Source organism: Chitinophaga sp. 05T412 (assembly GCF_056396465.1).
This window is the reverse complement of sequence record NZ_JBFTLN010000013.1, coordinates 81,014-105,309: the sequence shown is the minus strand read 5'-3', so window position 1 is coordinate 105,309 and position 24,296 is coordinate 81,014. Positions and strand designations below refer to the sequence as shown.

The window sequence follows — 24,296 nt, the reverse complement described above, 5'->3', positions numbered from 1 at the left end:
GGGTGTAACAATCCTTTACCGGCATCCGTTTTTGTATTTAAATGATTAATTTAGTCGCTGAATAATTAAAACTGTTTATAATATAACCTATGCGTATATTAGTCACGGCGCTGCTCAGCTCCATTGTATTGCTGACCGTTTCCTGCTCGAAAGATAAAAAAGATGATAGCCGCAACCGTAAATATGTGTCAATGAAACTGGATAACCGGATTTACCTGGGAGAAACCCCTAAAGGCATTATCTATGTTCCAAACTTTACGGATAATGATCCTAACAATGACTACCCCCGCATGGTTATTTCCGGACAAACTTATGGAGGCGATCAAATGTCTTTTACACTGGCCACCCCCACATTGCCTTTTACACCTGGCACTTATCCGGCCACCAAAAAAGGAAACAGCCTGCTCATCATGTTGAATAGCAGCTATGCCACCCTCACCTCCGAAGGCAGCACAGATTTCTATATCACCATTACGCGTATCGATAATATGATGGTGGAAGGCACGTTTAGCGGCACGTTGAAAGAGACCACTGGTGTAGGCGGCCCACGCGGCGTGAGAGACGGTTCTTTCAGAACAACTATTACACAGATAAGTCAATAAGCATAAAGCTGAAAGCACAAAGCATAAAGCTATTGAGGCGAATGACCTAAGCGATTATTTTTCGCTTTGATCATTCGCCTCAATAGCTTTATGCTTTGTGCTTTCAGCTTTATGCGCTAAACAAATTCCATATGTGGATACTGTTGTCGCAAAATAGCCCTGTCATCCGCTCCCAGCCACTTATTTAACAGGGTCGCATATACGCTCTTAAAATCAACTTTATACTGCAAATCCCCTTCTCTCAAATTCATCAAATCCGGTCCATCATTAATAATACCGGGCTGCTTTAAGCCGCCACCTACGAGAAACATGTTGTTGGCCGTTCCGTGATCAGTGCCACCACTGGCATTCTGACTCACCCTGCGTCCAAATTCTGAGAACGTCATTACCACTACATCCTGGAAGCGGTTATTCTTTTTGAGGTCACCGGTGAATACCGTCAACGCATCACTCAACTGGCCAAAGAGGCGTGTCTGCTGGTCCTGTTGATTGACATGGGTATCAAAACTGCCATGCGATACGTAGTACACTTTTGTATTGATGTCAGACATGATGAGGTTGGCAATGGTGCGCATGTTCTTTCCCAGCTCAGTGTTGGGATAGGCTTCGGTAGATTTATATGTCTTAAACTGTTGTTGAATATAAGCAGCCGAAGAAATGGTTTCTCCCATTGTTTTATACAGGTAATCCACATTGCTGTGGTGATCATCCGCAGGCTTGCGCTGCTGCATAAGATCCTTGAAATACTTGTCGTTGCTGGTGCCGAAAAGCCGCGCCGGATCAGTAACCGCCAATCCTTTATCATTATCCCCCTTCAATGCGAGGCTCAACGTGTCATCTATTTCAAGCGCCTGTGTAGGCTTATCACAGCCTTTACATTGCGCATCCAGATAACGGCCTATCCAGCCATCAGACCAGTATTCGTTGGACTGGCTGGCAGAATGCCAGATATCCATGGAACGAAAATGCGACCGGTCCGGATTAGGATATCCTACGTTGTTGAGAACACCCAGGCAGCCATCATCATACAATCCTTTCAATCCCTTTAGTGCAGGATGTATGCCCAGGTTATCGTCCAGCCGCAACGCTGCGTCTTTCTTGATCCCCAATTGCGGGCGCATCATATAATAGATATCATTCCGGTAAGGAATAATGGTGTTCAAACCATCATTACCGCCAGATAACTGGACAACTACCAATACTTTGTTGCCGGGAGGTACGAGTTCTCCGCGTTCCAGCGCTTTCAGAAACTTAGGCATCATCACGGCTGCCGAGGCCAATGAACCTACCTGTAAAAAACGACGCCTATTGAGAATTAACATAGCTTTTAGCTTTTAGCTATTAGCTGTTAGCATTTAACTCTTCGCTTGCTAAAAGCTAAGAGCTAATGGCTAACAGCTAACACAATTGATATTCCGGTGTGCTCATTACATCAATGGTCACCGTTTTAATATAGTTTTCACGACTGCTGCTATCCGCATATTTCTCCAGCATGGGCCGGTTAATCTGATTGGATTGTTGCAGCAGAATACCCGCAATTTCATTGGCCAGATTTTCACGCGGCACCTCGCTGAATCCCTGTATATAAGGGTTCCAGTCGATGGTAGCTTTCACTTTTTTCGAAAATTGATTCTTGAGAAAATCATTGATTTGCAGGGTCATCTTATAATTACTGCCTTCGCCCATTTCGGGTGTTAGTTCTTTTGGCATCACATTAAATGCCTGAGAATATAAAATAACCTGTGGCACCCGCAGCCGGAACATCAGGCTGGAGCTATCAATCCAGTTACGCCCGCCGGGCCACCCGGCTACGTTAGGCGGATAAAAAAGCAGTTGTCCCAACACCCGTTGAAACAGCAGCATGGTTTCTTCCTTCTCGAAAGTCATGGGAATGGTGCGGCGAATACCCACCAGCAGCTCTATCGGCGATTTAATACGATTCCCTACAATACTGCTGTCGTAAAACCAGTCGGCCATAAATATTTCCCGCATCAAAGATTTGATGTCGTAGCCGGAGTGATAGAACTTCTCCGACAGGTCCTGCACCAGCAGCTGATCCACGTTTTCACTGACGAAGTACTGGTAAATTTTTGTGGTAATAAACCTGGCGGTCTGCTTTTGCTCTAATAGTATTTTCAGTACATCATCTCCATTAAAATTCCCCTGTTTACCAAGGAATGTTTTAACGCCATCATCGTGTTGTTTGTCGCGGAATACGAAATTACCCTGCTCATCAAATCCCCATCCGGTGAAGGCTCTGGCGCCTTCTTTCACATCTTTTTCAGAATAATTCCCTCTGCCTAATGTGAATAATTCCATTACCTCACGGGCGAAGTTTTCATTGGGATGTTGTTTGCGGTTTTGTTGATTATTCAGGAACTGCAGCATCGCCGGGCTTTTGGATACGGCGCTTAACAGATCGCCGAAATCGCCCAGGGCATGGTCTCTGATAACACCCAACAGCTGTTGATTGTACAATATATCTTGTGTGCGGCAAGCAAAATGCCCGTGCCAGAAAAGGCTCATTTTCTCACGCAGCGGATGTTCTGTATTGATCATGGAAGTTACCCAGGCCACGTTGAGGTCTTTGATACCCTGGTTGTTCATTTCCTGCACTTTCTTCCTTTCTTCCGGCGTCATATTTTTACGCTTCTTCGTATCCGGAAAATCATCCGCATCCATGACGTCCACGGATGTCATGTGTTTCCTGGTGTGGCCAATGAGTACTCTATTCACGAGTTCTTTTCGTCTACGGCTGTCCCATTCTGAGATAACGGGAAGGGTTTCTCCAAAGCCAGCGCGCCAGGCAAGGTGTTGCAACTGAATTTTGTGGGCAACTTCTGCCATAAGCATTTAATTTATAATAAGACTATTAAATGAAGGACGGGTTTAACGGGTGAAGGACGCGCGCGCAGAAACCAGCGACTGCGGAATATTTGCGGTGTTAACGTATATGCCTGACTGTTGTAAATGAAATACCGCTCAGCGAAATTTCCACACTTGATAACTATTCCCTTTTTCAAAAATATTGTCTTCCAATGGCAAGGTTAAAAAGGCATCGGCTTTTAACAAACTGGCCAGATCGCCGGAACCCTGGTAGGGCTGCGGAATAGCCATCATCCTGCCATCTGGGGACGATTGCAGCTTTACGGGCAAATAATATTCCAATGCCGCATCAAAAGTCACTTTCTCCGATAGCTGTGCATAGACGGGCGCTGGTAAAGTAGCGCCCATAGCGGCGTTTATCCAGGATTGTACATAGCGGTAAAAACACATAAACCCTGATACAGGATTACCGGGTAAGGCAAACACTACCGGACCATTGCTGAAATGCCCGAACAGGAAAGGTTTTCCCGGCCGCTGTTGTACTTTATGAAATACCTGTTGCATGCCCAACTGTTGTAATACCGTGGGGAGATAATCAAATTTACCGGCACTCACTGCACCGGAGCTAATCCAGATATCTGTTTCGGCCAGCAATGCCTGCAGCTGTTCCTGCATAGCGGCTTCCTCATCCGGCAGGTGTATGTAGCGGGCTTTGATGCCCATTTGTTCCAGCGAAGCCAGCATACTGTACACGTTAGACATCCTCACCTGGTGCAGCGCGGGCGTGGTATGTACCGGCACTAACTCGTTCCCGGTGGCAATAAGTACCACCCGGGGCTGTTTACTCACCTGTACGGTAGTTTTCCCTACAGTAGCCAACACACCCGCTTCAGCGGGACCAATGAGCGTACCGGAGGGGATGAGTACCGCACCTGTAGCGATGTCTGATCCTATTCTGTGAATGTTTTGTCCCTGCTTCACCGTTTTATGCACCGTGAACCGCCGAAACCCTTCATGCTCGGAAGCGGTCAGGTGTTCGTAAGGAATAACGGTATCTGTCATATCCGGCAATATGGCGCCGGTCATCACTTCTATGCAGTTGGCGGTATTAGAAAGCTGTAACTGCGGTGTACCCGCAGCTTGTATATCTTCCACCCCAAAAATATGTTGCCCCCGTGCAAAACTTTCGTAGTTCACGGCAATGCCATCCATCGTAATCCGATCAAACGGCGGGAAAGGCCTGTCGGCCAATATAGGCTCCCGCAAAATACGGCCGGTGGCGGATTCGAAAGGGATCGTTTCCGTACCCAGATCCCGCACAGTTTGCATAACGGCTTTATATGCAGCAGCAACAGTCAACATCATTTTAAATTACTTTTGTAAAAGGTGAATTGCTTTAAATTTAGGCTTTTATGTCCAATGAATCAAGTGGTGGTTTTTCTCACCTGAACGAAACCGGTCAACCGGCAATGGTAGATATTAGCGGCAAACTGGATACTTATCGTATAGCCATTGCCGAGAGTCGTGTTTTTTTACCGCAGGTAGTGCGTGATCAATTTCAGGGGCACGACATCCAAACCCGCAAGGGTGGCGTATTTCAAACCGCCATCATTGCAGGTATTATGGCCGCCAAAAAAACACCGGAACTGATCCCGCTTTGTCATACCTTACTGCTGGACGGCTGCGATGTAAACATACAACTGGAAAACACAGAAGCAGTGATCCGTTGTACCGTAAAAACTACCGGCAAAACAGGCGTGGAAATGGAAGCGCTCACCGGCGCCAGCGTTGCCGCACTCACGATTTATGATATGTGTAAAGCGCTGACACAAGAGATGGTAATACGCGAAACCAAACTGATCAGCAAAACCGGCGGCAAACATGACTATACAAGATAAAGCACCCTTAAAAGGTTTAGTGCTCTGCGGTGGCTTTAGCACCCGTATGCAGGAAGATAAAAGCAGCATTGCCTACCACGGCATGCCGCAATGGCGATACCTGGTGCATCTGCTACAATCCCTGCTGCCTGAAGTATATATTTCCTGTAGAGAAGAACAACGGGAGAATTTTAACGCCCATCCTTATCTGATACCTGATACAGTTCCCTATGGTGGCCCTTCCGCCGGGTTACTGAGTGCGCATGCGCTCCAGCCCAATACTGCCTGGCTCGTGATTGCCTGCGACCTGCCACTGATCAGCCAACAAAGCCTGGCATTACTCGTCCAATCTAGAGATACCAGTAAGGCCGCCACTACTTTTGTAAGCCCCTTTAACCAGCTGCCAGAGCCATTAATCGCTATCTGGGAACCTGCCGGATTAACACTGCTGGCGCAGAATGTAGCTGCCGGCAAAAATTGTCCGCGCAAAACCATGCTGAACACGGAAATTGCCCTGCTGGAAAATCCTTATGCCACAGAGCAATTCAATGCCAATACACCCGAAGAAAAAGCGACTATATTTTTAAATTTGGGATTATAKGGAGACAGTATCCTTTTTATGCAGGATAGTATTTAGTTGAAACATCGCGCCGGGTACGTATTCCAGCTTATGCGCCGATTTCTCCATCTGCAAAAAACTCTTTTTTCCAGATAGGTACTGTTTCTTTCAACGTATCTATTACATATTCACAGGCGTCAAACGCAATACCGCGATGCGCAGACGCCACAGCGATTACTACGGCAATATCTCCGGGGTATTTATCTCCTACAGCATGCAGCATGGCCAGTTTTTGAATGGCCCACTTTTCTTTTACCTGCGCCGCAATTTTTTCCATTTCAGAAATGGCCATTGCTTCATAACACTCGTAAAACAGTTTTAGTACGGCTCTTTGCTGCGTATGATTCCGTACCGTGCCGCTAAAAATCACCTGGCCGCCACATTCCGGCGATTGTATAAAATCCAGTGCTTCCTGCACGGTAATCACTCCTTTGATATTGATTAATACATCCATTTTTTTGCTGCTAAAACTACTAACTACTTGTACCTGCCATGGTTGCCTCAACCACCGCTTACCGGCGGAATGACGGCTATTTCATCCTGATCGCTGAGGACCTGCACATCTGTAGCATAACTACGATTCACCGCTATCATCATGGATTTCAGTTGTTGCAGGGAAGGATATACTTCATAGAGCCAGGCTTTCAACGCCGCTACATCATTGATATGCGCGGGTTTTTCCAACACCGGTACACCGGCAATGTCCTTTGCTGCCCCAAACAATAATATCCCCATAGTCGTTAAATTGTTGGTTAAAACTACAATATAGCCCCGATAAAGTAGTAATTTTAATACCGGCGCTTAAATCATTTTTTATGAAAATACGGCTAAGAGGCAACAGCATCAGGTATCGCCTGGATAAGACGGATATAGAACTACTGGAATCCACTGGTAAAGTGGAATCTATCACCCACATAGGTGCGGGTACCCTGCATTTTTGTGTTCGTGGAAAAGACATTACTGATCCGGTGATTAAACTGGAACATGATGGTGTGCATCTGTTGCTACCCAACACCCGTCTTACCGAATGGTATGCACCCGATCAGGTTGGATTTGAACTGATACTACCCAATACCGACGGATCAGAACTGAAAATCCTGGTAGAAAAAGATTTCAAATGCCTCACTGAAAGAAACGAAGACGAAAGTCAGTCGTTCGATAACCCAATGGCTGGCCAAAATTGCTGATAAAATGCTCACAGATGCCCATCATCGCACCATTGATTACGTCAGACTATCGGTAACAGACCGGTGCAATCTCCGCTGCACCTACTGTATGCCGGAGAACATGCGTTTTGTACAGCGGGCATCTCTGTTAACAGATCAGGAGATCATTTCCCTGTTGCAAATACTGGCGGCGGCAGGCATCTCCAAAGTAAGAATTACCGGCGGCGAACCTTTCCTCCGTCCGGGTTTGATGGCCTTGCTGGAAAAAATAAAGTCAATACCCGGCATCCGTGAAATTGCCATTACTACCAATGGCGTGCTCACTCAGCCATTTATTCCTGCACTGCAACAGTTGGGTATTACCAACATCAACCTGAGCCTGGATACCTTGCAGGCAGAGCGTTTTACGCAAATTACCCGGCGCAACCGGTTTACTACGGTCATGGATACACTCCAAAGTTTACTGCTGCATAATATGCACGTAAAAATCAACGCCGTAGTAATGGAAAATGTGAATACCGATGAGCTAACGACGTTCGCTGCACTCACCCGCGACAATGCACTGGCGGTAAGATTTATAGAAGAAATGCCTTTCAACGGCCAGGGACATAGCTTTTCCGGCATCACCTGGAACTATCATAAAATATTGGATACTATCAGCGACGTATATACGCTGCAAAAATCAGATGACGCCCCACACGCCACTTCGCTCAACTACAGCATTCCAGGGCATAAAGGCACTATTGGCGTAATTCCCGCTTATAGCAGAACATTTTGCGGTACCTGCAACCGTATTCGTATATCCGCCACCGGTAGCGTTAAAACCTGCCTCTATGGCAACGATGTATTACATGTAAAGGAACTACTGCAACACGATATATCAGCAGTACTACCTGCAATACAAGCGGCCATCCATGGCCGGTTTGCAGATGGATTTGCCGCAGAGCGGCATCATACCGAAAAAAATATGGAGAGCATGTCTGTTATAGGAGGTTAACTTACTTAATCAACATTCTCACACCGGCATATAAAATTAAAATCGCCGTAGCACCAGCCACCCATCTTGGTTTCAATATTTTTGCACTGAGTAGCGCGCCTATTTGTCCGCCGGCAATGACCGCCAGCAGTAAGGGTCCCGTAAATTTCCAGTCAAATATAATTGCATGTTTGGCAGCTTGTCCGGCTAAACCGGCAATAGAGTTCACGAGTATAAAAAAGCTGCTTAACCCTGCTATATTTTTTGCCGTATCATACTTACCTAAACGCAGTACCGGCGATAAGTAAATACCGCCGCCAATGCCCGTCATACCTGATAACAAGCCAATGGCGCCGCCGATAATACCATAAGCCATTCCTTTTTCTTTATCCGCCGGAATAATCGGCTCTTCTTTTTCAAAAAACAACCGATAACACATGACCAACGCGGCCAGCGTTAATGCAATACCTAATACGAGGAAAAAAGTGGCCTGCTTCATCGGCAAATAACTTCCCAGGAAAGCCAGTGGCACACTTACCAAAGATAGCTGCCAGGCCTTTTTCAGCGGTAGATGCCCACTTCTGTAAAAATGATATACACCACCAATCACTACTGCTACGTTACATATCAGCGCCGTGGATTTCATTAGCTGAAAATCCACACTCCACAAAGCCAGGATAGCGAGATAGCTGGAACCACCGCCAAAGCCTGCTGCTGAATAAGCCAGGGCTACCAGAAAAAAAAGTAAACAGAGTTCTGTGATCACCGTTAATAAGTTTGCATCTGATCGTCAATAGTACTAGCCCAGGCATGAATACCGCCTTCTACATTGTATACCTGATTGAAACCCAGGTCTGTTAAACGCTGCGCTACCGCGCGGCTTCGCATACCATGGTGACAAAGCACCGCGATAGGGGCATCCGCCGGCAAAGCGGCTGTTTGCTGTAATACACGTCCCATTGGGATATGCACCGACTGCGAAATATGGCATATTTCCCATTCATCATCTTCCCGTACATCGAGCAGCATAAAGCGGGTATCTTTTTGCAGCCATTCGGCCAATTGTTCTACAGATAAGGATTGTACGCTATTCACTTCGCAAACTGTTTGTTGATAATTTTGTTGCAGCATAGTTATCTGACGATTGGCTGCTATCGGTGTAATATTAAACACCATTTGGGTATTATGCAAGGTATCGATGGTCAGGAGTTGATTACGCAGTGGCGTACCTATGCCGGTGATCACTTTCACGGTTTCGTTGGCCTGGTAGCAACCAATAAGCCCGGGTAACACGCCCAACACGCCAATGTCGTTGCAATTCAGCATTTCCCCGCTTTCCGGCGCTTCCGGGAAAATACAACGATAGGTGGCGCCTTCCTGATAGTTAAATACACTTACCTGTCCTTCATACTTGTAGATAGCGCCATACACCAGCGGTTTGCCGGTGATCACGCAGGCATCATTCACGAGGTAGCGGGTACCAAAATTATCAGAGCAATCCACTATCACATCGTAGGCACGGAACAAGTTCAACGCGTTATCCGTAGTCAGCCAGGTGTCGTGTATAATATGTTTTACTTCGGGGTTCAGTTGTTGCAGGCGGGCAGCAGCGGTTTGTACTTTAGACGCGCCCTGATCGGCGGTAGTATACAGCACCTGCCGTTGCAGGTTGGTCACATTCACGGTATCATGCTCTACTATTCCGATAGTGCCCACGCCCATGGCGGTGAGGTATTGCAGCACCGGTACGCCGAGGCCACCAGCGCCGATTACGAGTACTTTCGCCTGTTGCAGTAATGCCTGTTTCTGTGGTCCAAATCCTTCCAAACGGGTCTGACGGTCATATCGATCCATGCTGATTCATTTAGACGTTAAAATTAATCGTATTCGGGAGAAATTATGGCAATGGTTTTATTTGCAGGTACATCGTTACCAGGTCAGCATAAGCGCCATTTTTCAGCAGAATAGCTGCAGGCTGCCGTCCGCACTCCTGGAATCCGAAGTTGCGGTACAATTGCATCGCTTTTTCATTGGGCGAAAAAACATGGAGATAAATCATGGCCAGTCCGGGGCGACCTTCGGCCCAACGCAACATAGCGGTGATTAACCGGCGGCCGATACCCATATTCTGCCAGGGACGTTCTACGGCGATTCCCATTTCGGCGGTGTGGGCTTTCTTATGCAAACCGCTGTGGTTCACATTTACAGAGCCAATAATGCGGCCTTTAACGGTGGCTACCAGCAGTAGTTGATGCGGATTATGGAGATAGGATTCAATGTAATCTTCTTCAGAGTGGGTATCCAGCTCCAGGGATTCGGAGTGGGTAAAAAGCAGGTTCTCCGTTTCCGCCGTCAGGCGTTGAAAGCTGGCTAGCAAAGCGGCGGCATCATTGATTTCGGGAGGACGAATGATGAGTTCATCGCCGTTGGGCAGGAAATGTTTCATAAAAAGGCTTTGACGGGCCATTGGAAAAAGCAGTACGGATTTATAAACAGATAACAAGAGATCAATATCATCCCATTACTATCTGCCCACAAATCCGTACTAACAGCTAATAGCTAGTAGCTAGCAGCTATCTATATCATATGGCTACCATAATAGCTCTGCAGCGCAGTAGGTATCTGTATGCCTTCAATAGTCTGGTTATTTTCCAGCAGGCAGGCCAGAATGCGCGGCAATGCCAGGGAGCTGCCATTCAGGGAATGCGCCAGCTGTGGTTTACCATTATTTTCTTTGAAGCGTATTTTCATGCGATTTGTCTGATATGCCTCGAAGTTGCTCACAGAGCTTACTTCCAGCCATTTCTGCTGCGCAGCGCTATATACTTCAAAATCGTAAGTGATCGCAGAAGTGAAGCTCATATCGCCGGCGCATAAACGCAGTATACGATAAGGCAGCTCCAGCTGATTCAGCAGTTTTTCCACATGTGCAATCATTTCGTCCAGTGCCTCAAAAGACTTATCCGGATGTACTAACTGTACAATTTCTACTTTATCAAACTGGTGTACCCGATTTAATCCGCGTACATCTTTACCATAAGATCCTGCTTCACGGCGGAAACAAGGCGTATAGGCGGTCATTTTGATAGGCAGATCTGTATCTTTTACGATTTCATCGCGGTAGATGTTCGTTACCGGTACTTCCGCTGTAGGAATGAGGTAATAGTTATCCTCTGTGGCATGATACATCTGGCCTTCTTTATCCGGCAACTGACCGGTACCATAGGCAGATGCTTCATTTACCATGTAAGGCGGTGCATACTCGGTATAACCATTAGCAGTGTTATAATCCAGGAAATACTGTATCAGTGCACGTTGCAAACGGGCGCCCTTGTTTTTGAATACCGGGAAACCACTACCAGTGATTTTATTACCCAGCTCAAAGTCAATCAGGTCGTACTGTTTGGCCAGGTCCCAGTGAGGAACGGCGCCATCATACAGCTCGGGGATTTTGCCACCGCCACGCACTTCCACGTTTTCTTCCGGTGTTTTACCGGCAGGTACCATGGAAGCTGGCAGGTTCGGGAGTTTTACCAGTGCCTCATGCAATGCTTTTTCTGTAGCATTCAGTTCTTCATTCACTGGTCCGAGACGCTCTTTCAAAGCGGCTACAGCAGCGCGTTGCGCTTCTCCTTCTTCCTTTTTACCCTGGCCCATCAGCTTACCTATTTCTTTGGATAAGCTATTTACCTGCGCCTGTGTATCATCGTATTCGAGGGTTAATTTTTTGCGCTTGTCGTCCAGTGCCAACACTTCTTCCACTACATCGAGGTCCTTAAAGTTTTTAAAGGCCAGACGCTCTAAGACAAACTCTTTATTTTGACGTATAAACGGTACTTGTAACATGTGATTTTGTTCAAATTTTAGCAAAGATAATAAAAGAGCAGAAGGCAGAAAGCACAAAGCATAAAGCTATTACCGCGAATGATTAATGCGATAACTATCCCAGGGCAATAGCTTTTTGCTTTCGGCTTTCTGCTTTCAGCTTAACTCAGATATTTACCCACTATCGGCATTCTCCTTCCTACACCAAAGGCTTTGGAAGATACCCGGATAATAGGGCAGAATTGATTCCGCTTGTATTCATTGGTATTTACCATTTTTAAGGCCCGCGAAACCAATGCCGAGTCAAAGCCCTTTGCTACTATTTCTTTAGGCCCCTGACGGCGCTCTATGTACTGATAAAGGATTTTATCGAGTATAGCGTAATCCGGTAAGCTGTCGCTGTCTTTCTGATCAGGGCGCAACTCCGCAGATGGCGCTTTGTCAATGATATTCACTGGTATAATTTCCTTTTGCCGGTTAATATACCGGGCCAGAGAATATACCTGCATTTTGTACACATCTCCCAAAACAGACAATCCTCCGGCCATATCTCCATATAAGGTACCATATCCGGTAGACAACTCACTTTTGTTAGAAGTATTCAGCAGGATATACCCGAATTTATTCGATAAGCCCATCAGCAGGTTACCACGGATGCGGGACTGTGTATTTTCTTCCGCCACGTTAAACGGTAATCCTTTGAAATACGGCTCCAGCGTGGTTAAGAAACTTTCGTAAATATCATTGATCCGAATAATGTCGTAAGGGTTGCCCAGGTTCTTAGACAAGGCTACGGCATCATCTACAGAATGTTCAGTAGAGTAGGGAGACGGCATCAGCACGGCCCTTACATTGTCTTTACCCAGCGCATCGCAGGCAATAGCCAAAGTAACAGCGCTGTCGATCCCGCCTGAAGATCCGAGGATGGCTTTGGTAAAACCCATCTTCCCAAAATAATCCCGGATACCCATTACCAGGGCATCATAAATGCGATCAATATTATGATCAAACAGCAACTCCGTTAATGGAGCCGCTTCCCGGGGCTGTATAGGCGGCAATTGGCTGTGTGTCAGCTCTTCCAGCGTAATGGCGCCCATAGCCTCCTCAAAGTAAGGTAACTGCTTTACGATATTACCCTTTCCATCATAGATGAGGGAACCGCCGTCAAACACAATTTCCGTTTGGGAACCTACGGTATTGCAGTATAGCAATGGTAATTTATACTTTAATACATTAGCCAGAATGATGGACTTTCTATCTTCATCATGCTCATAGTCAAAGGGAGAGGCAGACAGGTTAATCATCACATCCGGCTCCTGCGCAATCAGCTGATCCATCGGACAGATGCGATATAGCGGGTTATCACCCAGGTTCCAGATGTCTTCACAAATCGTTACTGCCAGCTTTTTACCTTTGAAAGGAATGATGTTCCACTCGTACGCAGGTTCAAAGTAGCGATATTCGTCAAATACATCGTAAGTAGGCAGCAGTGTTTTGTGCACTACCTGCTTTATTTCTCCTTCATATAAAAACCAGGCAGCATTAAACAGGTCCTTGCCCTCCCGCTGGGGGTTATGGGCAGGGGCGCCTACTAATACGGCGATATCTTTTGTATGTGCTTTAATCACATCAATGGCATGATGGCATTGTGCGATAAAATCTTCAAATTCCAGGAAATCGCGTGGAGGGTATCCACAAACAGATAATTCGGAAAACACCACCAGGTCAGCGCCCTGTGCTTTAGCAGCGTTAATCCCGTCAATGATTTTGGCCGTATTTTTCTCAAAATTGCCGATATGATAATTCTGTTGTGCCAGTATAATTTTCATAAATTTTTTTTTAGCAGAAAGCATAAAGCGAAAAGCAAAAAGCTATTGAAGCGAATATCTAATAGCTAACAGCTAATGGCTAACAGCTAGAAAAACACCCCTAATCTGAGTGCAAAGCTATTCATATTTACCCTTCCGTCGTTCCATTTTGCGTTGCGGGTTACATCTACAAATCCGTTCTGATACGTGATACCAGCCATGCCTTTCAGGTTATTGCCCAGTGGATATTCTACCCCTGCACCCAATAACATTCCTACATTGATCCGGTTCATTTCCGGTAATATATTTACGCGGTCGTAGGTGGAACCCATAGATACCACGTTAGCCCGGCCACTCACCGGAAAATCAAAGTAGGTACCAAATTCTCCCCAGAAGTCAACCCCTTCCTGTTCTGTATTGGATTTCAACTTCAGCGCCACCGGAATTTCAATGTAGGTGAGCTTCATATTATATTCAGCCGGATTGGCTTTATAATCATTGAGTCCTTTTCCCGCATCATACTTGAGTTTGCTGCCGGCCAGCAACACCTGGAAGCCCGACGACAGCGCATAGGTGCCTCTATCGTTCAGGTTTAAATCAGCCATCAGCCCGAAATTCAATCCTGCTTTGGCAGCACTGCGATTTACACCGGATTCCTGCGGTTTCAGAATAGACACCAGCGGACTTACCGTAAAGCCCAACTTTATTGTTTTGTTCCTGAAAGTCCGATAGCCTTCCTGTGCCATACCTGCCTTCGCTATGCCCATAATAGTCAGCAAAATGATGATCTTCTTCATAGTATGATGCTAGTTCGTAATTTTTTATAATACAAGGTAAATAATAATTTTACCTTAGATGAGTTTTAAGAGCGATGCAAAGTTACATTAATAAATATACCCTGCTGATAAGTTGCTTCGTGGCCCTGTTAGCCACTGCAGCCTGTAATTCCGGTAAAAAAGCACCGGATGTAAGTCATATACCCATGACCGTTAGTTGGTCGCGCTTCGACTCCGCCCTGTTTACCATTGATACCAACCAGATGCAGCCCGGACTGGCAAAGCTACATGCCGCTTATCCCGTGTTCCTGCCCCTGTATGTAACGGATATCATGAACCTGGGCGCCTATTCCGACAGCAGCGCAGCGGTACAACAGCAATTACATCTTTTCCTCACCACACCAGATTTTCGTCAGCTGGAAAAAGCAGTGGCCGCCAAATATGGTACCGGCGACAAGCTGAAAGCTGAGCTGGAACAGTGTTTCCGGTATACTAAATACTATATTCCTTCGTTTCGTACCCCTAAAGTGGTCACCTTCATTTCCGGAATAGCCAATTATGGTGCCATTACAGTAGATTCTATACTCGGTATCGGACTGGATATGTATATGGGAGAAGACTTTCCTCCTTATGCCATGATCCCTGACTATCCGGATTATATGATTCATCGGTTTACCCCACAATATGTAACCGTGAACTGTATGCAGGTGATTCAGCAACAAATGTATCCACCTGCCCGGAAAAACGGCAACCTCATTGAACAGATAATGGAAGCCGGTAAGCAACAGTATTTCCTGGATAAAGTATTACCGGAAACGCCGGATACTATCAAGCTGGGATATACGAAAAGTCAGCTGGACTGGTGCCGCGACAACGAGCAAATGATCTGGCAGTTTTTCATACAAAATAACCTGGTATACTCCACCGATTGGCAGCAGATCACTCATTTTACAGGTGACGGCCCGTCTACACAAGGAATGCCCGAAGGATCACCTGGTAAAATTGCCAATTTTGTGGGCTGGCAGATTGTGAAAAAATACATGGAAGATCACAAGGAAGTTACCTTGCAGCAATTGATGGAATCCAAAGATGTAATGGAATTGTTCAAAGCCTCAAAATACAGGCCCCGATAGATTTACAGGCTAAACGAAGACAGGAACTAGTTTAATTTGAATGGAACCACCATCTGGAACTCCGGAATTTTAACTTCCAGTATCTTCTTATCCAGTTGGTTTTCCATTTGATAAGTACCGTACATCTTACCGATCTCCGTGCGAAGATTCGATCCCGAGACGTATTGGTATGTTTCACCGGGGGCCAGCAATGGTTGTACACCTACCACACCTTCTCCCTCCACCTCGCGGTGTGTTCCGTTGGAATCGATAATATACCAATGCCGGCGGAGCAGTTTAATAGGGAAAGTGTTATTGTTTTCGATGGTAATACGGTAAGCAAACATGAATTCGCTTCCAATAGGATTAGAATAATCCGGCTGGTAGAATGTTTCCACGCTGATGGTGATGCCCTCTGTTACCTTCTTAACCATAAAATCAACCTTTAACGTAAAAATAAGAAAAATAAAACCAGTGGTTGGAAAAAATATACCGGAACCCCTACTTTAACGATTCTTTAAACTATTTCAATATCGTTGAGTATGTCGGGATCTCCTTCCGAAGCTCTTGCCGCCACTTCCAACTCGTTGTTATAATAGCCTTTACGCAGGTATTGTGCCAGATATTTCCATAAAAAACCATAAAAGCCCAACTGCTGGTACTGTTTCACATGGCAGGCTTCATGTCTCATCCAGGAAACATCTGATAAAAAGCGTTCCCGGGACGCTCCATACAAGTGGATGGTGCGTCCCAGGACCATGGCTACAGACTGCACCCGCATGGAGCGGGCCGCAATTTTGGCTAACCAGGAATTTTCATGTATGCGGCATCTTATTTTTTCCAATCTTTCTTCCCGAATAACGTAAATCTACGGGAAATATTGAATCCCCAGCGGAATTGTCCCTGCAGCCAGGAGGTAGTAGTAGCAGGAATAAACTGGTTTTCCAGGATAGCAGTGGAGTTGGTAAAGGTAATACTGAATACGTGGCCGCCGGTTTCTATTTCCAGGCCCAGCCCCAGCGGGTTATAGAACTTGGTACCCTGGGATTTAAAGTAGTCCTTGCTTTCAGATGTCCGGAACGGATAATAATATTCCGCCAGTAAACCCAGGCGCTTGCTGAGTTTCAGACGGCCGGCAGCCCCCAGCGCAAACATATTATTCATATCCAGGTAACTCACATGATTGCGATGTACATAAGTAGGCATCAGCGTAAGCGATAACCGGTCGGCAAACTTCCGGGATACCAGGGCCTGCGCCACGTACATCAACCGGTCTGACCCATCCGCGAAGTGCGCGGCAGACGTAATATCCGCATTAGATGGCATTCCGCTGATCACCGCATTACCAAATACCGCCAGCGATACCGGAATGTGATTATCCGTTGTTTGTTGCAAAAACCGGTACTTCACCAGTCCTTCATATAACTGCTGTAAGTCCCCGCTGCCCTTGCTTCTACTGATACCCACCATCAGGTTATCACTGATACCATATTCAAAAGCAATGCGGATATCCGTAGAATTATCGGTGCCGAAAAATGTTTTGGAGCCTCCAAATTCGCCACCAGCGTCGCCGAAGCGGTGTGCCACCCGGAAATCCAGCTCATGTTTGCGGAGCATTTCGGTAGATTGTCCCTGTACAATACGGGTAGATTTGTACGTGTCCCGCACTTTGGTATGGGTAACACCGGTAGAATCGAAGAGTTTGTCGAGGCTGCCTTGTGCGGATGCCTGCCAGCTGATCATGCAGCCTAACAATATGATGGAGACTATTTTCATAGAAAAAACTTATTTACTGTAAGGAGTGTAAATGGCATTCACCGTTACGGCTACTACTTCTGCCACATTTTGTATGACTAAAGACGGAATCTTAATACCGTGATCGGCTACACGTACATTGAAGTTAGAGATGACGGTAATGGTATTGCCTTTGGTAACCATTGAACCTTTGGCAGTATACGTTTTTTCCACCCCATGAATATTTAGTGTACCCGTTACCGTAACAGGGTAAGTGCCGTCCTTATTGAATTCCGTCGATTCGTTGATTTTTCCCTTAAATTCAGCAAAGGGATATTTATCACTTTCCAGGTAGTTTTCATTGAAGTGTTCCTGCATCAGCTTCTTTTTGAATTGAAAGCTGCTGATAGGCACCTTAAAGAAAATATCTTTAGTTTTTAGGTTGATGGCAGCCGCCCCTTTATCTGTCTTTGCTTCAATATCTTCCAGGGGGGAGGAGGAAAAAAAGGATAGCCGTGCATTTTTACAGGTATACACATCCTGTGCAGCGGTGGCAGATGCGCACAACCACGCACATATAAAAAGCAGCCAATGTTTCATGCGATTCTGTTTAAGGTTATTGATCCGGCAATCCGTGTGCAATCCAACAGGCGATGGAGTCCTTCATTCCCTGCGACAGTGCCGGGAACGCCTGCGACTGTGGCATATCTGCCTGTGGGCCTGTAACACGCAAGTCGAACATAGCACGGTGGGTGTTGATGTATCCTTTCAATTTGTCGGCAGTGGAAAAATCAGCCACGACCGGAGAATTTCCACCCGGATGACAATTGCGGCTGGTGCAATTAGCCTGTATCGCCCCCAGCACGTAGGTGGTGGTGATTTTGGCTACATCACAATTAATACCACCGCTTACTGGTGGTGGCGCCTGCTCATTTTTACAGGCGGCGAAAGCCATGCAGGTCAATAAGAAAAGAGAAATGCGTATCATAGGTTTTTCCATCATTTGATTGCTGAAGGTGATATACGGGATAGTATTAAAATTGGTTGCTTTATTTCGAAGATAAAATTCTGCTATATTACATGATTAACCACTTATTTTTGCACTAAATAAGATTAGACCGTGAATATTGAACAATTATATAGCATCTATGAGCAGCACCGCTCGGTACAAACGGATACCCGTAAACTGAAGGCCAATGATATTTTCTTTGCGCTAAAAGGAGGGAACTTCAATGGTAACGAATTTGCCGCCCAAGCCCTGGAAATGGGAGCTGCCTTCGCCGTAGTGGATGAAGCAGCTTATTTCACGGTACCAGAAAAAATGATGCTGGTAGAAGATGCCCTCACAGCCCTGCAACAGCTGGCCTTACGGCATCGTCAACAGTTAAATATTCCTTTCCTCGCCATTACCGGTACTAACGGTAAAACCACTACGAAAGAACTGGTCAATGCCGCCTTATCTGCCGGCAAGAAAACCTATGCTACCATTGGCAATCTCAATAATCATATTGGTGTACCCCTTACTATTTTAAGTATACAGCCGGATGTGGAAATTGCCGTCATAGAAATGGGCGCCAACCACCAATTGGAAATAGCCGCTTACTGTAAAATAGCATTGCCAACGCATGGTATTATTACCAACATCGGAAAAGCCCACCTGGAAGGCTTCGGCAGCGAAGAAGGGGTGAAGAAAGCCAAAGGAGAACTATACGACTTTTTACGTGCTAACAACGGTACCGTGTTCGTGTGTAACGACTACGGCTATCTGATAGAAATGGCCACCGGTATTCCACATATCATTACCTATGGCAGCAAGGAAGCCAACTTTACAGGTGAAGCCATCACCGATAGCGCTTTCCTGGCCGTAGAAGTAAGAGGCGATAGCCAGGTAGGATTTATACAAACCCAACTGGTAGGCGCTTATAACTTTCCTAACGTAATGGCAGCAGTAGCGGTAGCCACTCACTTTGGCGTACCTGAAAAAGATATTGCTCCTGCCATTGCCCATTACGCCCCCTCCAACAACCGTTCCCAGGTGATACAGCAGGGCAGTAACACCATCATTATGGACGCTTACAATGCTAACCCATCGAGCATGAAAGCCGCCATCGAGAATTTTGCCAGTATACAGGCGGATAAAAAAGTGTTGCTACTGGGCGCCATGATGGAATTAGGAGCAGACAGCGTAAAAGAGCATACTGATCTCGTTCACTTACTGGAACGCACACACTGGGATGCCGTGGTATTGGTAGGTGGAGATTTTAAGAAAGTAAATCACCCTTATATCTTCCTGGAAAATGCTACAGAAGCCGGAAAATGGTTACAGCAGCAACAATTCGAGCACACACACTTATTAATTAAAGGCTCCAGAAGCACGGGTATGGAAAAGGTATTGGCGTAAACATATCTAGCTCGTCATGCGGTACTAGAAACAAATAGTTCAAATAATTTGTTAACGATTTTATAATTGTATTAATTTTAATACTTGAATCTGTCCTTTGAACTTTGCACAAAATCTGAATCGCATGCACAAAAAAGTCTGGTGTTACCTCATTTGTATGCTTTGTTGCGTACTGGTATTACCTAATGCCCTGTTTGCCCAGGAAACTACCGCCGACATCGCCGGAACCATTGGCAGTAAAGAAGGCCCTGTACCCGGCGCCAGCATTGTGGCCACACATCTCCCTACTGGAACAAAGTACAACACTGTATCCCGTAAAGATGGTCGCTTCAACTTACCCAACCTTCGCGTTGGTGGTCCTTACACCCTGACCGTTTCTTACATCGGCTTTAAAGATGAAAAACGGGAAAACATTAGCCTGTCACTGGGGCAGGAATACAAAGCAGATGTAACGCTGCAACCCAGTACCAGCACCTTAACGGAAATAGTGGTTACTTCTGTTGCACAAAACAAAGTAATCAACAAAGCCCGCACTGGTAGCCAGGAAGTAATTACCCGCTCACAAATGGACAGACTGCCTACTATCAGTCGTTCTATGCAGGACTTTACCCGACTGACCCCTTCCGCCAATGGTCTTAATATTGGTGGCAGAAGCAACCAGTTAAACAACATCACCGTTGATGGCGCCAACTTCAACAACTCTTTTGGTTTGCAGGCTACACTTGGCTCCCAGACCTCTTCTCAGCCTATCAGTCTCGAAGCGCTGGAGCAAATCCAGGTGAACGTATCTCCTTATGACGTAAGACAAGGCGGCTTTTCCGGCGCCGGTATCAACAGCGTTACCAAGAGCGGTACCAACACCTTTAAAGGGTCTGCGTACACTTACATCCAAACACCTGGTTTGCAAGGCCGGAATGTTGGTACTGTAACTGTTCCTAAACCGAACTTCGATTACAACATGCGCGGCTTTTCTGTTGGTGGCGCTTTCATTCCCAACAAACTGTTCTTCTTCGTAAGTGCTGAACAGGAAAGAATTAAAGCCCCTGCTACCAGCCTTGTTGCCAACAAACCTGGTGGCGTACCTGGTGGTAACGTGTCTGGCGCAGTAGCTGATACCCTGGATGCCCTGAAGCAATTCCTGATCAACAAATTTGGATACAATCCAGGTGACTACCAGAACTATACTTATCGTACACAGAGCGATAAGATTACCTTCAAAGTAGACTGGAACGTAAACGATCGTAATACGTTTACCCTGAAATACAGTTACCTGAAATCACTTAGGGATATTGCCGCCAGCAACAGTGGTGCTCCTGGCCCTTCCAGTGTTGGCCGTCAGCCTAGTTCTACTGGTCTGCCTTTCAGCGGTAGTGGTTACACCATCCATAATGATTTCAACATCTTTATTGCGGAGTTAAATACCCGTATCAGTAACCGGGCTTCCAATAAATTCCAGGTGGGATTCTCTGCCATGCGTGATTACAGAGCAGCGCTTTCTCAGGGTAATTTCCCGCTGGTTGATATCATGAACGGACAAGGCGGCAGCTATACTGCCTTTGGTTATGAACCATTTACCTACAATAATAAGCTCAATACCAATGTATACCAGTTGTCCGATATCTATACCATGTATAAAGGCAAACATGAAATTACCATTGGTACTCAAAACTATTATAAAACATTCCTGAACGGTTTTGCACCTAACTACAATGGTAACTACCGTTTCAATACCCTGCAGGATTTCTATGCGAGCGTGAATAATAATAGCTCCACCGCTATCCGTTATGCTTTATCCTATGCTACCACTAAGGATAAGTCCTTCCCATATGCAAAAATAAATATGCTGGAACTGGGTGCGTTCATACAGGATAAATGGAGTGTGAGTAACTTCTTCACCCTTACTTATGGTGTTCGTATAGACTTACCAATTATAGGCAGCACATTTGATAAAAATGATTCACTGACTACTTTAGCCAACTTCAGAGATGGTGTAAGACTGGATGTGGGTCAGGCGCCTAAAACTACGCCGCTGATTTCACCAAGAATTGGTTTCAACTGGGATATCACGCATGATGGTAAAACACAGTTACGTGGTGGCGCCGGCTTATTTGCAGGTCCTCCTCCGGCAGTGTGGATCAGCAACCAGGCGGCTAACAACGGCGTACAGTTTGGATCATTCGTAGCAGCAAACAGTGATAATTCTCCTATCGCCAATTATCCTTTCAACCCTAATCCGGACACTTACCGCGATAACTCCGGACAGCTGTCTAAACAATATAATATAGCCGTTACCGATAGGAACTTTAAATATCCACAGGTAATGAAAGTAACCCTGGCTATTGATCGTCAATTGCCATGGGGTATCATTGGTACATTGGAAGCCAACTATTCCAAAGATATCAATGCCGTATACTTCCAGAACGTGAACCTGCCAACAACAGGATTCCAGCTGGACAGCACTCCTGATAACCGTACCCGTTACAGCAGCACTAAAATATATGGCGCTGGTACCAGCCTCGGTAACCCGAATATCAGCGATGCTATCCTGATGCGTAACACCAACAAAGGTTACTCTTATTTTGCCACTATACAGTTCCAGAGAAACGTGAATAACCTTTACCTGAGTGCAGCCTATACTTATAGCAAATCACGCAGCGTAAATGATGGTGGTACTATTGCACAGAGCAACTGGCGCGATCGTCCGGTACAGGGAGATCCTAACGCCAATGTATTGGGTTATTCCAACTACTACATGCCTCACCGTGTGGTAGCAGCTGCTTCTTACCGCTTTACCTGGGCTAAACATTTTGCTACTTCCGTGGGTATGATTTACGAAGCAGCACCTAGCGTAAACGGTTTGTACAGCACTACTTCCTATACTTATAGCGGAGATGTAAATAATGATGGTTCCGGCGGTAACAACGACCTGATCTACATTCCAAGAAATGCCAGTGAAATCAAACTGGTACCGGTAGGTTATGGTGATAAAACCTATAACCCTGCTACCAATGCAGATAAACGTACCGCTGCTATTATCTGGAACCAGGTAGATAATTACATCAAGCAAGATGCTTACCTGAACAGCCACCGTGGCGAATATGCAGAGCGTAATGCCGTAGTATTACCTTTCGCTAAAAGAATGGACGTGAATATTACACAGGATATTTTTGTGTATAGCGGTAAAGAAAGAAACAAACATACGATCCGTATCAGCTTCGACATTATCAACTTCGGTAACTTCCTGAACAAGAACTGGGGTATTTCCAAAATGCCTAATTCACCTTCTTTCCTGAAGTACGAGGGACAGTTTAAAGATCCAAGTGGTGCTACAACACATGCTGCTGCGTTCTCTTTCCCTTACCTGGATGCTAATAACCAAATTCCGGTTACCAATACCTGGAAAGATAATACCAACGTTATTTCCCGTTGGCAAGGTCAGATCGGTATTAAGTACCTGTTCAACTAATAAAACGAACATATCATAAAAAAGAAAAGTCCGGATAAATGATCCGGACTTTTCTTTTTTAACAAACATGACATCATTTTCTATAATGAAAAAAAACATTCACGTGATATCTTCCACAATAAGCAAATAAGATCAACCCAGCACAACTCCCCGAAATAAAAATATACTTATCACAATTTGTTCGGTACCCTAAGCGTTAATAGCGGTAGCAAATAAGTATAGCATCTGTACTATCCCTCCCTGAAATTATTTTTCTGATTCATCTTGTGCAGCGCTAGCTTTAAAAAAAAGACCTGCAAGCTAAAAAACCCGCAGGTGTTCATAACCTATGCCAACTTTAGAGTAATCGTTAAAACTTAAACCGTTAAAATCTATAAAGCTTAAGTCTTGTAATATTTTGAGTATTGTTCTTTTTTGTATTTGAGTGTTTGTAGATATAACGTTATGGAAAATCTATTTGTTCAGTTTTTTTATAAAATTATTTTGGTTTTAACTTTTTGTGCCCTTTTGGGGGGTGTTTCATAATTACTTACGAATACATAATTCCTTTGGATTGCTAAAATGGAAAAAAAATAAAAAAATTTATTATTATTTAATTTCAATATATATAAGTAAATGTTTACTTGATCTCCTGGCAAATTTCTATCAAAACTCCGTTACTGTGCTTAGGATGAAGGAAACAGATCAGTTTATTATCCGCTCCCTTTTTCGGTGTTTCCTGTAATAAAACAAACCCTTCTTCCTGTAATCTTTTCATTTCTGCATAGATATCTGCTACCTCGAAAGCGATGTGATGCATTCCTTCTCCTTTTTTCTCCAGGAATTTGGCAATAGCACTACCCGGACCAGTAGCTTCCAACAGCTCTATTTTACTTTCTCCCTGTTGAAAAAAAGCCGTAATCACTTGTTCACTGCTGACTTCCTCCTGTTTGTAACAGTTGGTGTTTAAAAGCTTTTCAAATAATGGAATGGAATCCGTCAATGAATTTACCGCAATACCAATATGTTCTATCCTAAGCATGTTTATGATTTTATCAATGTACCCGAAATGCAGTATCCGCAAGACATTTTCGGGGAATGCCTCACCCGGTAAAAATAGAACTTATGT

At 45.3% G+C, this 24,296-nt stretch carries 25 protein-coding genes; 8 read left to right on the top strand and 17 right to left on the bottom strand.

The features are described from left to right. The first annotated feature begins 89 nt into the window (after window positions 1-89). Entirely contained in the window at window positions 90-602 is a 513-nt protein-coding gene (locus AC1DFM_RS25550) for a hypothetical protein (protein ID WP_477079609.1), read from the top strand. Between the two features lie 116 nt (window positions 603-718). Here AC1DFM_RS25550 and AC1DFM_RS25545 read toward each other — a convergent pair whose 3' ends face one another. The 3 genes from AC1DFM_RS25545 to AC1DFM_RS25535 all read right to left on the bottom strand — a co-directional run bounded on the left by AC1DFM_RS25545 (window position 719) and on the right by AC1DFM_RS25535 (window position 4,793). Further along, window positions 719-1,924 (bottom strand): DUF1501 domain-containing protein, encoded by a 1,206-nt coding sequence (locus AC1DFM_RS25545; RefSeq protein WP_477079608.1) that lies wholly within the window; start codon window positions 1,922-1,924, stop codon window positions 719-721. Window positions 1,925-2,000: 76 nt separating this feature from the next. After that, complete coding sequence (locus AC1DFM_RS25540; protein ID WP_477079607.1) at window positions 2,001-3,449, bottom strand: DUF1800 domain-containing protein; 1,449 nt, start codon at window positions 3,447-3,449, stop codon at window positions 2,001-2,003. 135 nt (window positions 3,450-3,584) lie between these two features. Further along, window positions 3,585-4,793 carry a molybdopterin molybdotransferase MoeA gene (locus AC1DFM_RS25535; RefSeq protein ID WP_477079606.1) on the bottom strand — a complete coding sequence of 403 codons (1,209 nt, stop codon included), beginning with the start codon at window positions 4,791-4,793 and terminating at the stop codon, window positions 3,585-3,587. A gap of 47 nt (window positions 4,794-4,840) precedes the next feature. Here AC1DFM_RS25535 and moaC point away from each other — a divergent pair, with 47 nt between their 5' ends. Next, window positions 4,841-5,326 (top strand): cyclic pyranopterin monophosphate synthase MoaC, encoded by a 486-nt coding sequence (gene moaC, locus AC1DFM_RS25530; RefSeq protein WP_477079605.1) that lies wholly within the window; start codon window positions 4,841-4,843, stop codon window positions 5,324-5,326. Continuing rightward, entirely contained in the window at window positions 5,310-5,942 is a 633-nt protein-coding gene (locus tag AC1DFM_RS25525; RefSeq protein WP_477079604.1) for an NTP transferase domain-containing protein, read from the top strand. The genes moaC and AC1DFM_RS25525 overlap by 17 nt, the downstream gene beginning before the upstream one ends. Window positions 5,943-5,973: 31 nt before the next feature. Here the strand turns inward: AC1DFM_RS25525 and AC1DFM_RS25520 are convergent, their stop codons facing one another. After that, complete coding sequence (locus tag AC1DFM_RS25520; RefSeq protein WP_477079603.1) at window positions 5,974-6,378, bottom strand: molybdenum cofactor biosynthesis protein MoaE; 405 nt, start codon at window positions 6,376-6,378, stop codon at window positions 5,974-5,976. 47 nt (window positions 6,379-6,425) lie between these two features. Next, a complete protein-coding gene (moaD, locus tag AC1DFM_RS25515) occupies window positions 6,426-6,659 on the bottom strand; it encodes a molybdopterin converting factor subunit 1 (RefSeq protein ID WP_477079602.1) in 234 nt (77 codons plus the stop codon). Window positions 6,660-6,739: 80 nt separating this feature from the next. Between moaD and AC1DFM_RS25510 the strand changes: the two genes are divergently transcribed. Beyond that, window positions 6,740-7,111, top strand: coding sequence for a DUF7009 family protein (locus AC1DFM_RS25510; protein ID WP_477079601.1), 372 nt, complete (start codon window positions 6,740-6,742; stop codon window positions 7,109-7,111). A gap of 4 nt (window positions 7,112-7,115) precedes the next feature. Beyond that, window positions 7,116-8,087 (top strand): GTP 3',8-cyclase MoaA, encoded by a 972-nt coding sequence (gene moaA, locus AC1DFM_RS25505; RefSeq protein WP_477079600.1) that lies wholly within the window; start codon window positions 7,116-7,118, stop codon window positions 8,085-8,087. Between the two features lies 1 nt (window position 8,088). Here moaA and AC1DFM_RS25500 read toward each other — a convergent pair whose 3' ends face one another. The 6 genes from AC1DFM_RS25500 to AC1DFM_RS25475 form a co-directional block, all read right to left on the bottom strand. Then, window positions 8,089-8,832, bottom strand: a complete 744-nt coding sequence (locus AC1DFM_RS25500) for a sulfite exporter TauE/SafE family protein (protein WP_477079599.1) — start codon at window positions 8,830-8,832, stop codon at window positions 8,089-8,091. 2 nt (window positions 8,833-8,834) lie between these two features. Continuing rightward, window positions 8,835-9,920, bottom strand: a complete 1,086-nt coding sequence (locus AC1DFM_RS25495) for a ThiF family adenylyltransferase (RefSeq protein WP_477079598.1) — start codon at window positions 9,918-9,920, stop codon at window positions 8,835-8,837. A gap of 43 nt (window positions 9,921-9,963) precedes the next feature. Further along, window positions 9,964-10,512 (bottom strand): N-acetyltransferase family protein, encoded by a 549-nt coding sequence (locus AC1DFM_RS25490; protein ID WP_477079597.1) that lies wholly within the window; start codon window positions 10,510-10,512, stop codon window positions 9,964-9,966. Between the two features lie 131 nt (window positions 10,513-10,643). Then, entirely contained in the window at window positions 10,644-11,912 is a 1,269-nt protein-coding gene (gene serS, locus AC1DFM_RS25485) for a serine--tRNA ligase (RefSeq protein WP_477079596.1), read from the bottom strand. Between the two features lie 140 nt (window positions 11,913-12,052). Beyond that, the gene (locus tag AC1DFM_RS25480) at window positions 12,053-13,720 is read right to left on the bottom strand and encodes an NAD+ synthase (protein ID WP_477079595.1); all 1,668 of its coding nucleotides are present in this window, start codon (window positions 13,718-13,720) and stop codon (window positions 12,053-12,055) included. Between the two features lie 86 nt (window positions 13,721-13,806). Further along, window positions 13,807-14,496, bottom strand: coding sequence for a porin family protein (locus AC1DFM_RS25475; protein ID WP_477079594.1), 690 nt, complete (start codon window positions 14,494-14,496; stop codon window positions 13,807-13,809). A 74-nt stretch (window positions 14,497-14,570) separates the two neighbouring features. On the opposite strand from AC1DFM_RS25475, the gene gldB reads away from it, so the two are divergent. Then, on the top strand, window positions 14,571-15,608 hold the full coding sequence (gldB, locus tag AC1DFM_RS25470) for a gliding motility lipoprotein GldB (protein ID WP_477079593.1): 1,038 nt from the start codon (window positions 14,571-14,573) through the stop codon (window positions 15,606-15,608). A 26-nt stretch (window positions 15,609-15,634) separates the two neighbouring features. On the opposite strand, the gene apaG is transcribed toward gldB, so the two are convergent. The 5 genes from apaG to AC1DFM_RS25445 all read right to left on the bottom strand — a co-directional run bounded on the left by apaG (window position 15,635) and on the right by AC1DFM_RS25445 (window position 18,309). Next, window positions 15,635-16,021 (bottom strand): Co2+/Mg2+ efflux protein ApaG, encoded by a 387-nt coding sequence (gene apaG / locus AC1DFM_RS25465; RefSeq protein ID WP_106526994.1) that lies wholly within the window; start codon window positions 16,019-16,021, stop codon window positions 15,635-15,637. Window positions 16,022-16,104: 83 nt separating this feature from the next. After that, entirely contained in the window at window positions 16,105-16,431 is a 327-nt protein-coding gene (locus tag AC1DFM_RS25460) for a DUF4157 domain-containing protein (RefSeq protein WP_477079592.1), read from the bottom strand. Then, a complete protein-coding gene (locus tag AC1DFM_RS25455; RefSeq protein WP_477079591.1) occupies window positions 16,419-17,363 on the bottom strand; it encodes a DUF5777 family beta-barrel protein in 945 nt (314 codons plus the stop codon). The genes AC1DFM_RS25460 and AC1DFM_RS25455 overlap by 13 nt, the downstream gene beginning before the upstream one ends. Window positions 17,364-17,372: 9 nt before the next feature. After that, window positions 17,373-17,921, bottom strand: a complete 549-nt coding sequence (locus tag AC1DFM_RS25450; protein ID WP_477079590.1) for a YceI family protein — start codon at window positions 17,919-17,921, stop codon at window positions 17,373-17,375. A 16-nt stretch (window positions 17,922-17,937) separates the two neighbouring features. Beyond that, complete coding sequence (locus AC1DFM_RS25445; RefSeq protein ID WP_477079589.1) at window positions 17,938-18,309, bottom strand: hypothetical protein; 372 nt, start codon at window positions 18,307-18,309, stop codon at window positions 17,938-17,940. A 132-nt stretch (window positions 18,310-18,441) separates the two neighbouring features. Between AC1DFM_RS25445 and AC1DFM_RS25440 the strand changes: the two genes are divergently transcribed. Together AC1DFM_RS25440 and AC1DFM_RS25435 are read left to right on the top strand one after the other, a co-directional pair. Beyond that, window positions 18,442-19,722, top strand: a complete 1,281-nt coding sequence (locus AC1DFM_RS25440; protein WP_477079588.1) for a UDP-N-acetylmuramoyl-tripeptide--D-alanyl-D-alanine ligase — start codon at window positions 18,442-18,444, stop codon at window positions 19,720-19,722. Window positions 19,723-19,846: 124 nt separating this feature from the next. After that, window positions 19,847-23,188 (top strand): TonB-dependent receptor, encoded by a 3,342-nt coding sequence (locus AC1DFM_RS25435; RefSeq protein ID WP_477079587.1) that lies wholly within the window; start codon window positions 19,847-19,849, stop codon window positions 23,186-23,188. A gap of 619 nt (window positions 23,189-23,807) precedes the next feature. Here AC1DFM_RS25435 and mce read toward each other — a convergent pair. Next, window positions 23,808-24,209: a methylmalonyl-CoA epimerase gene (gene mce / locus AC1DFM_RS25430; RefSeq protein WP_477079586.1), complete on the bottom strand. Its 402-nt coding sequence runs from the start codon at window positions 24,207-24,209 to the stop codon at window positions 23,808-23,810. Window positions 24,210-24,296: the final 87 nt, after the last annotated feature.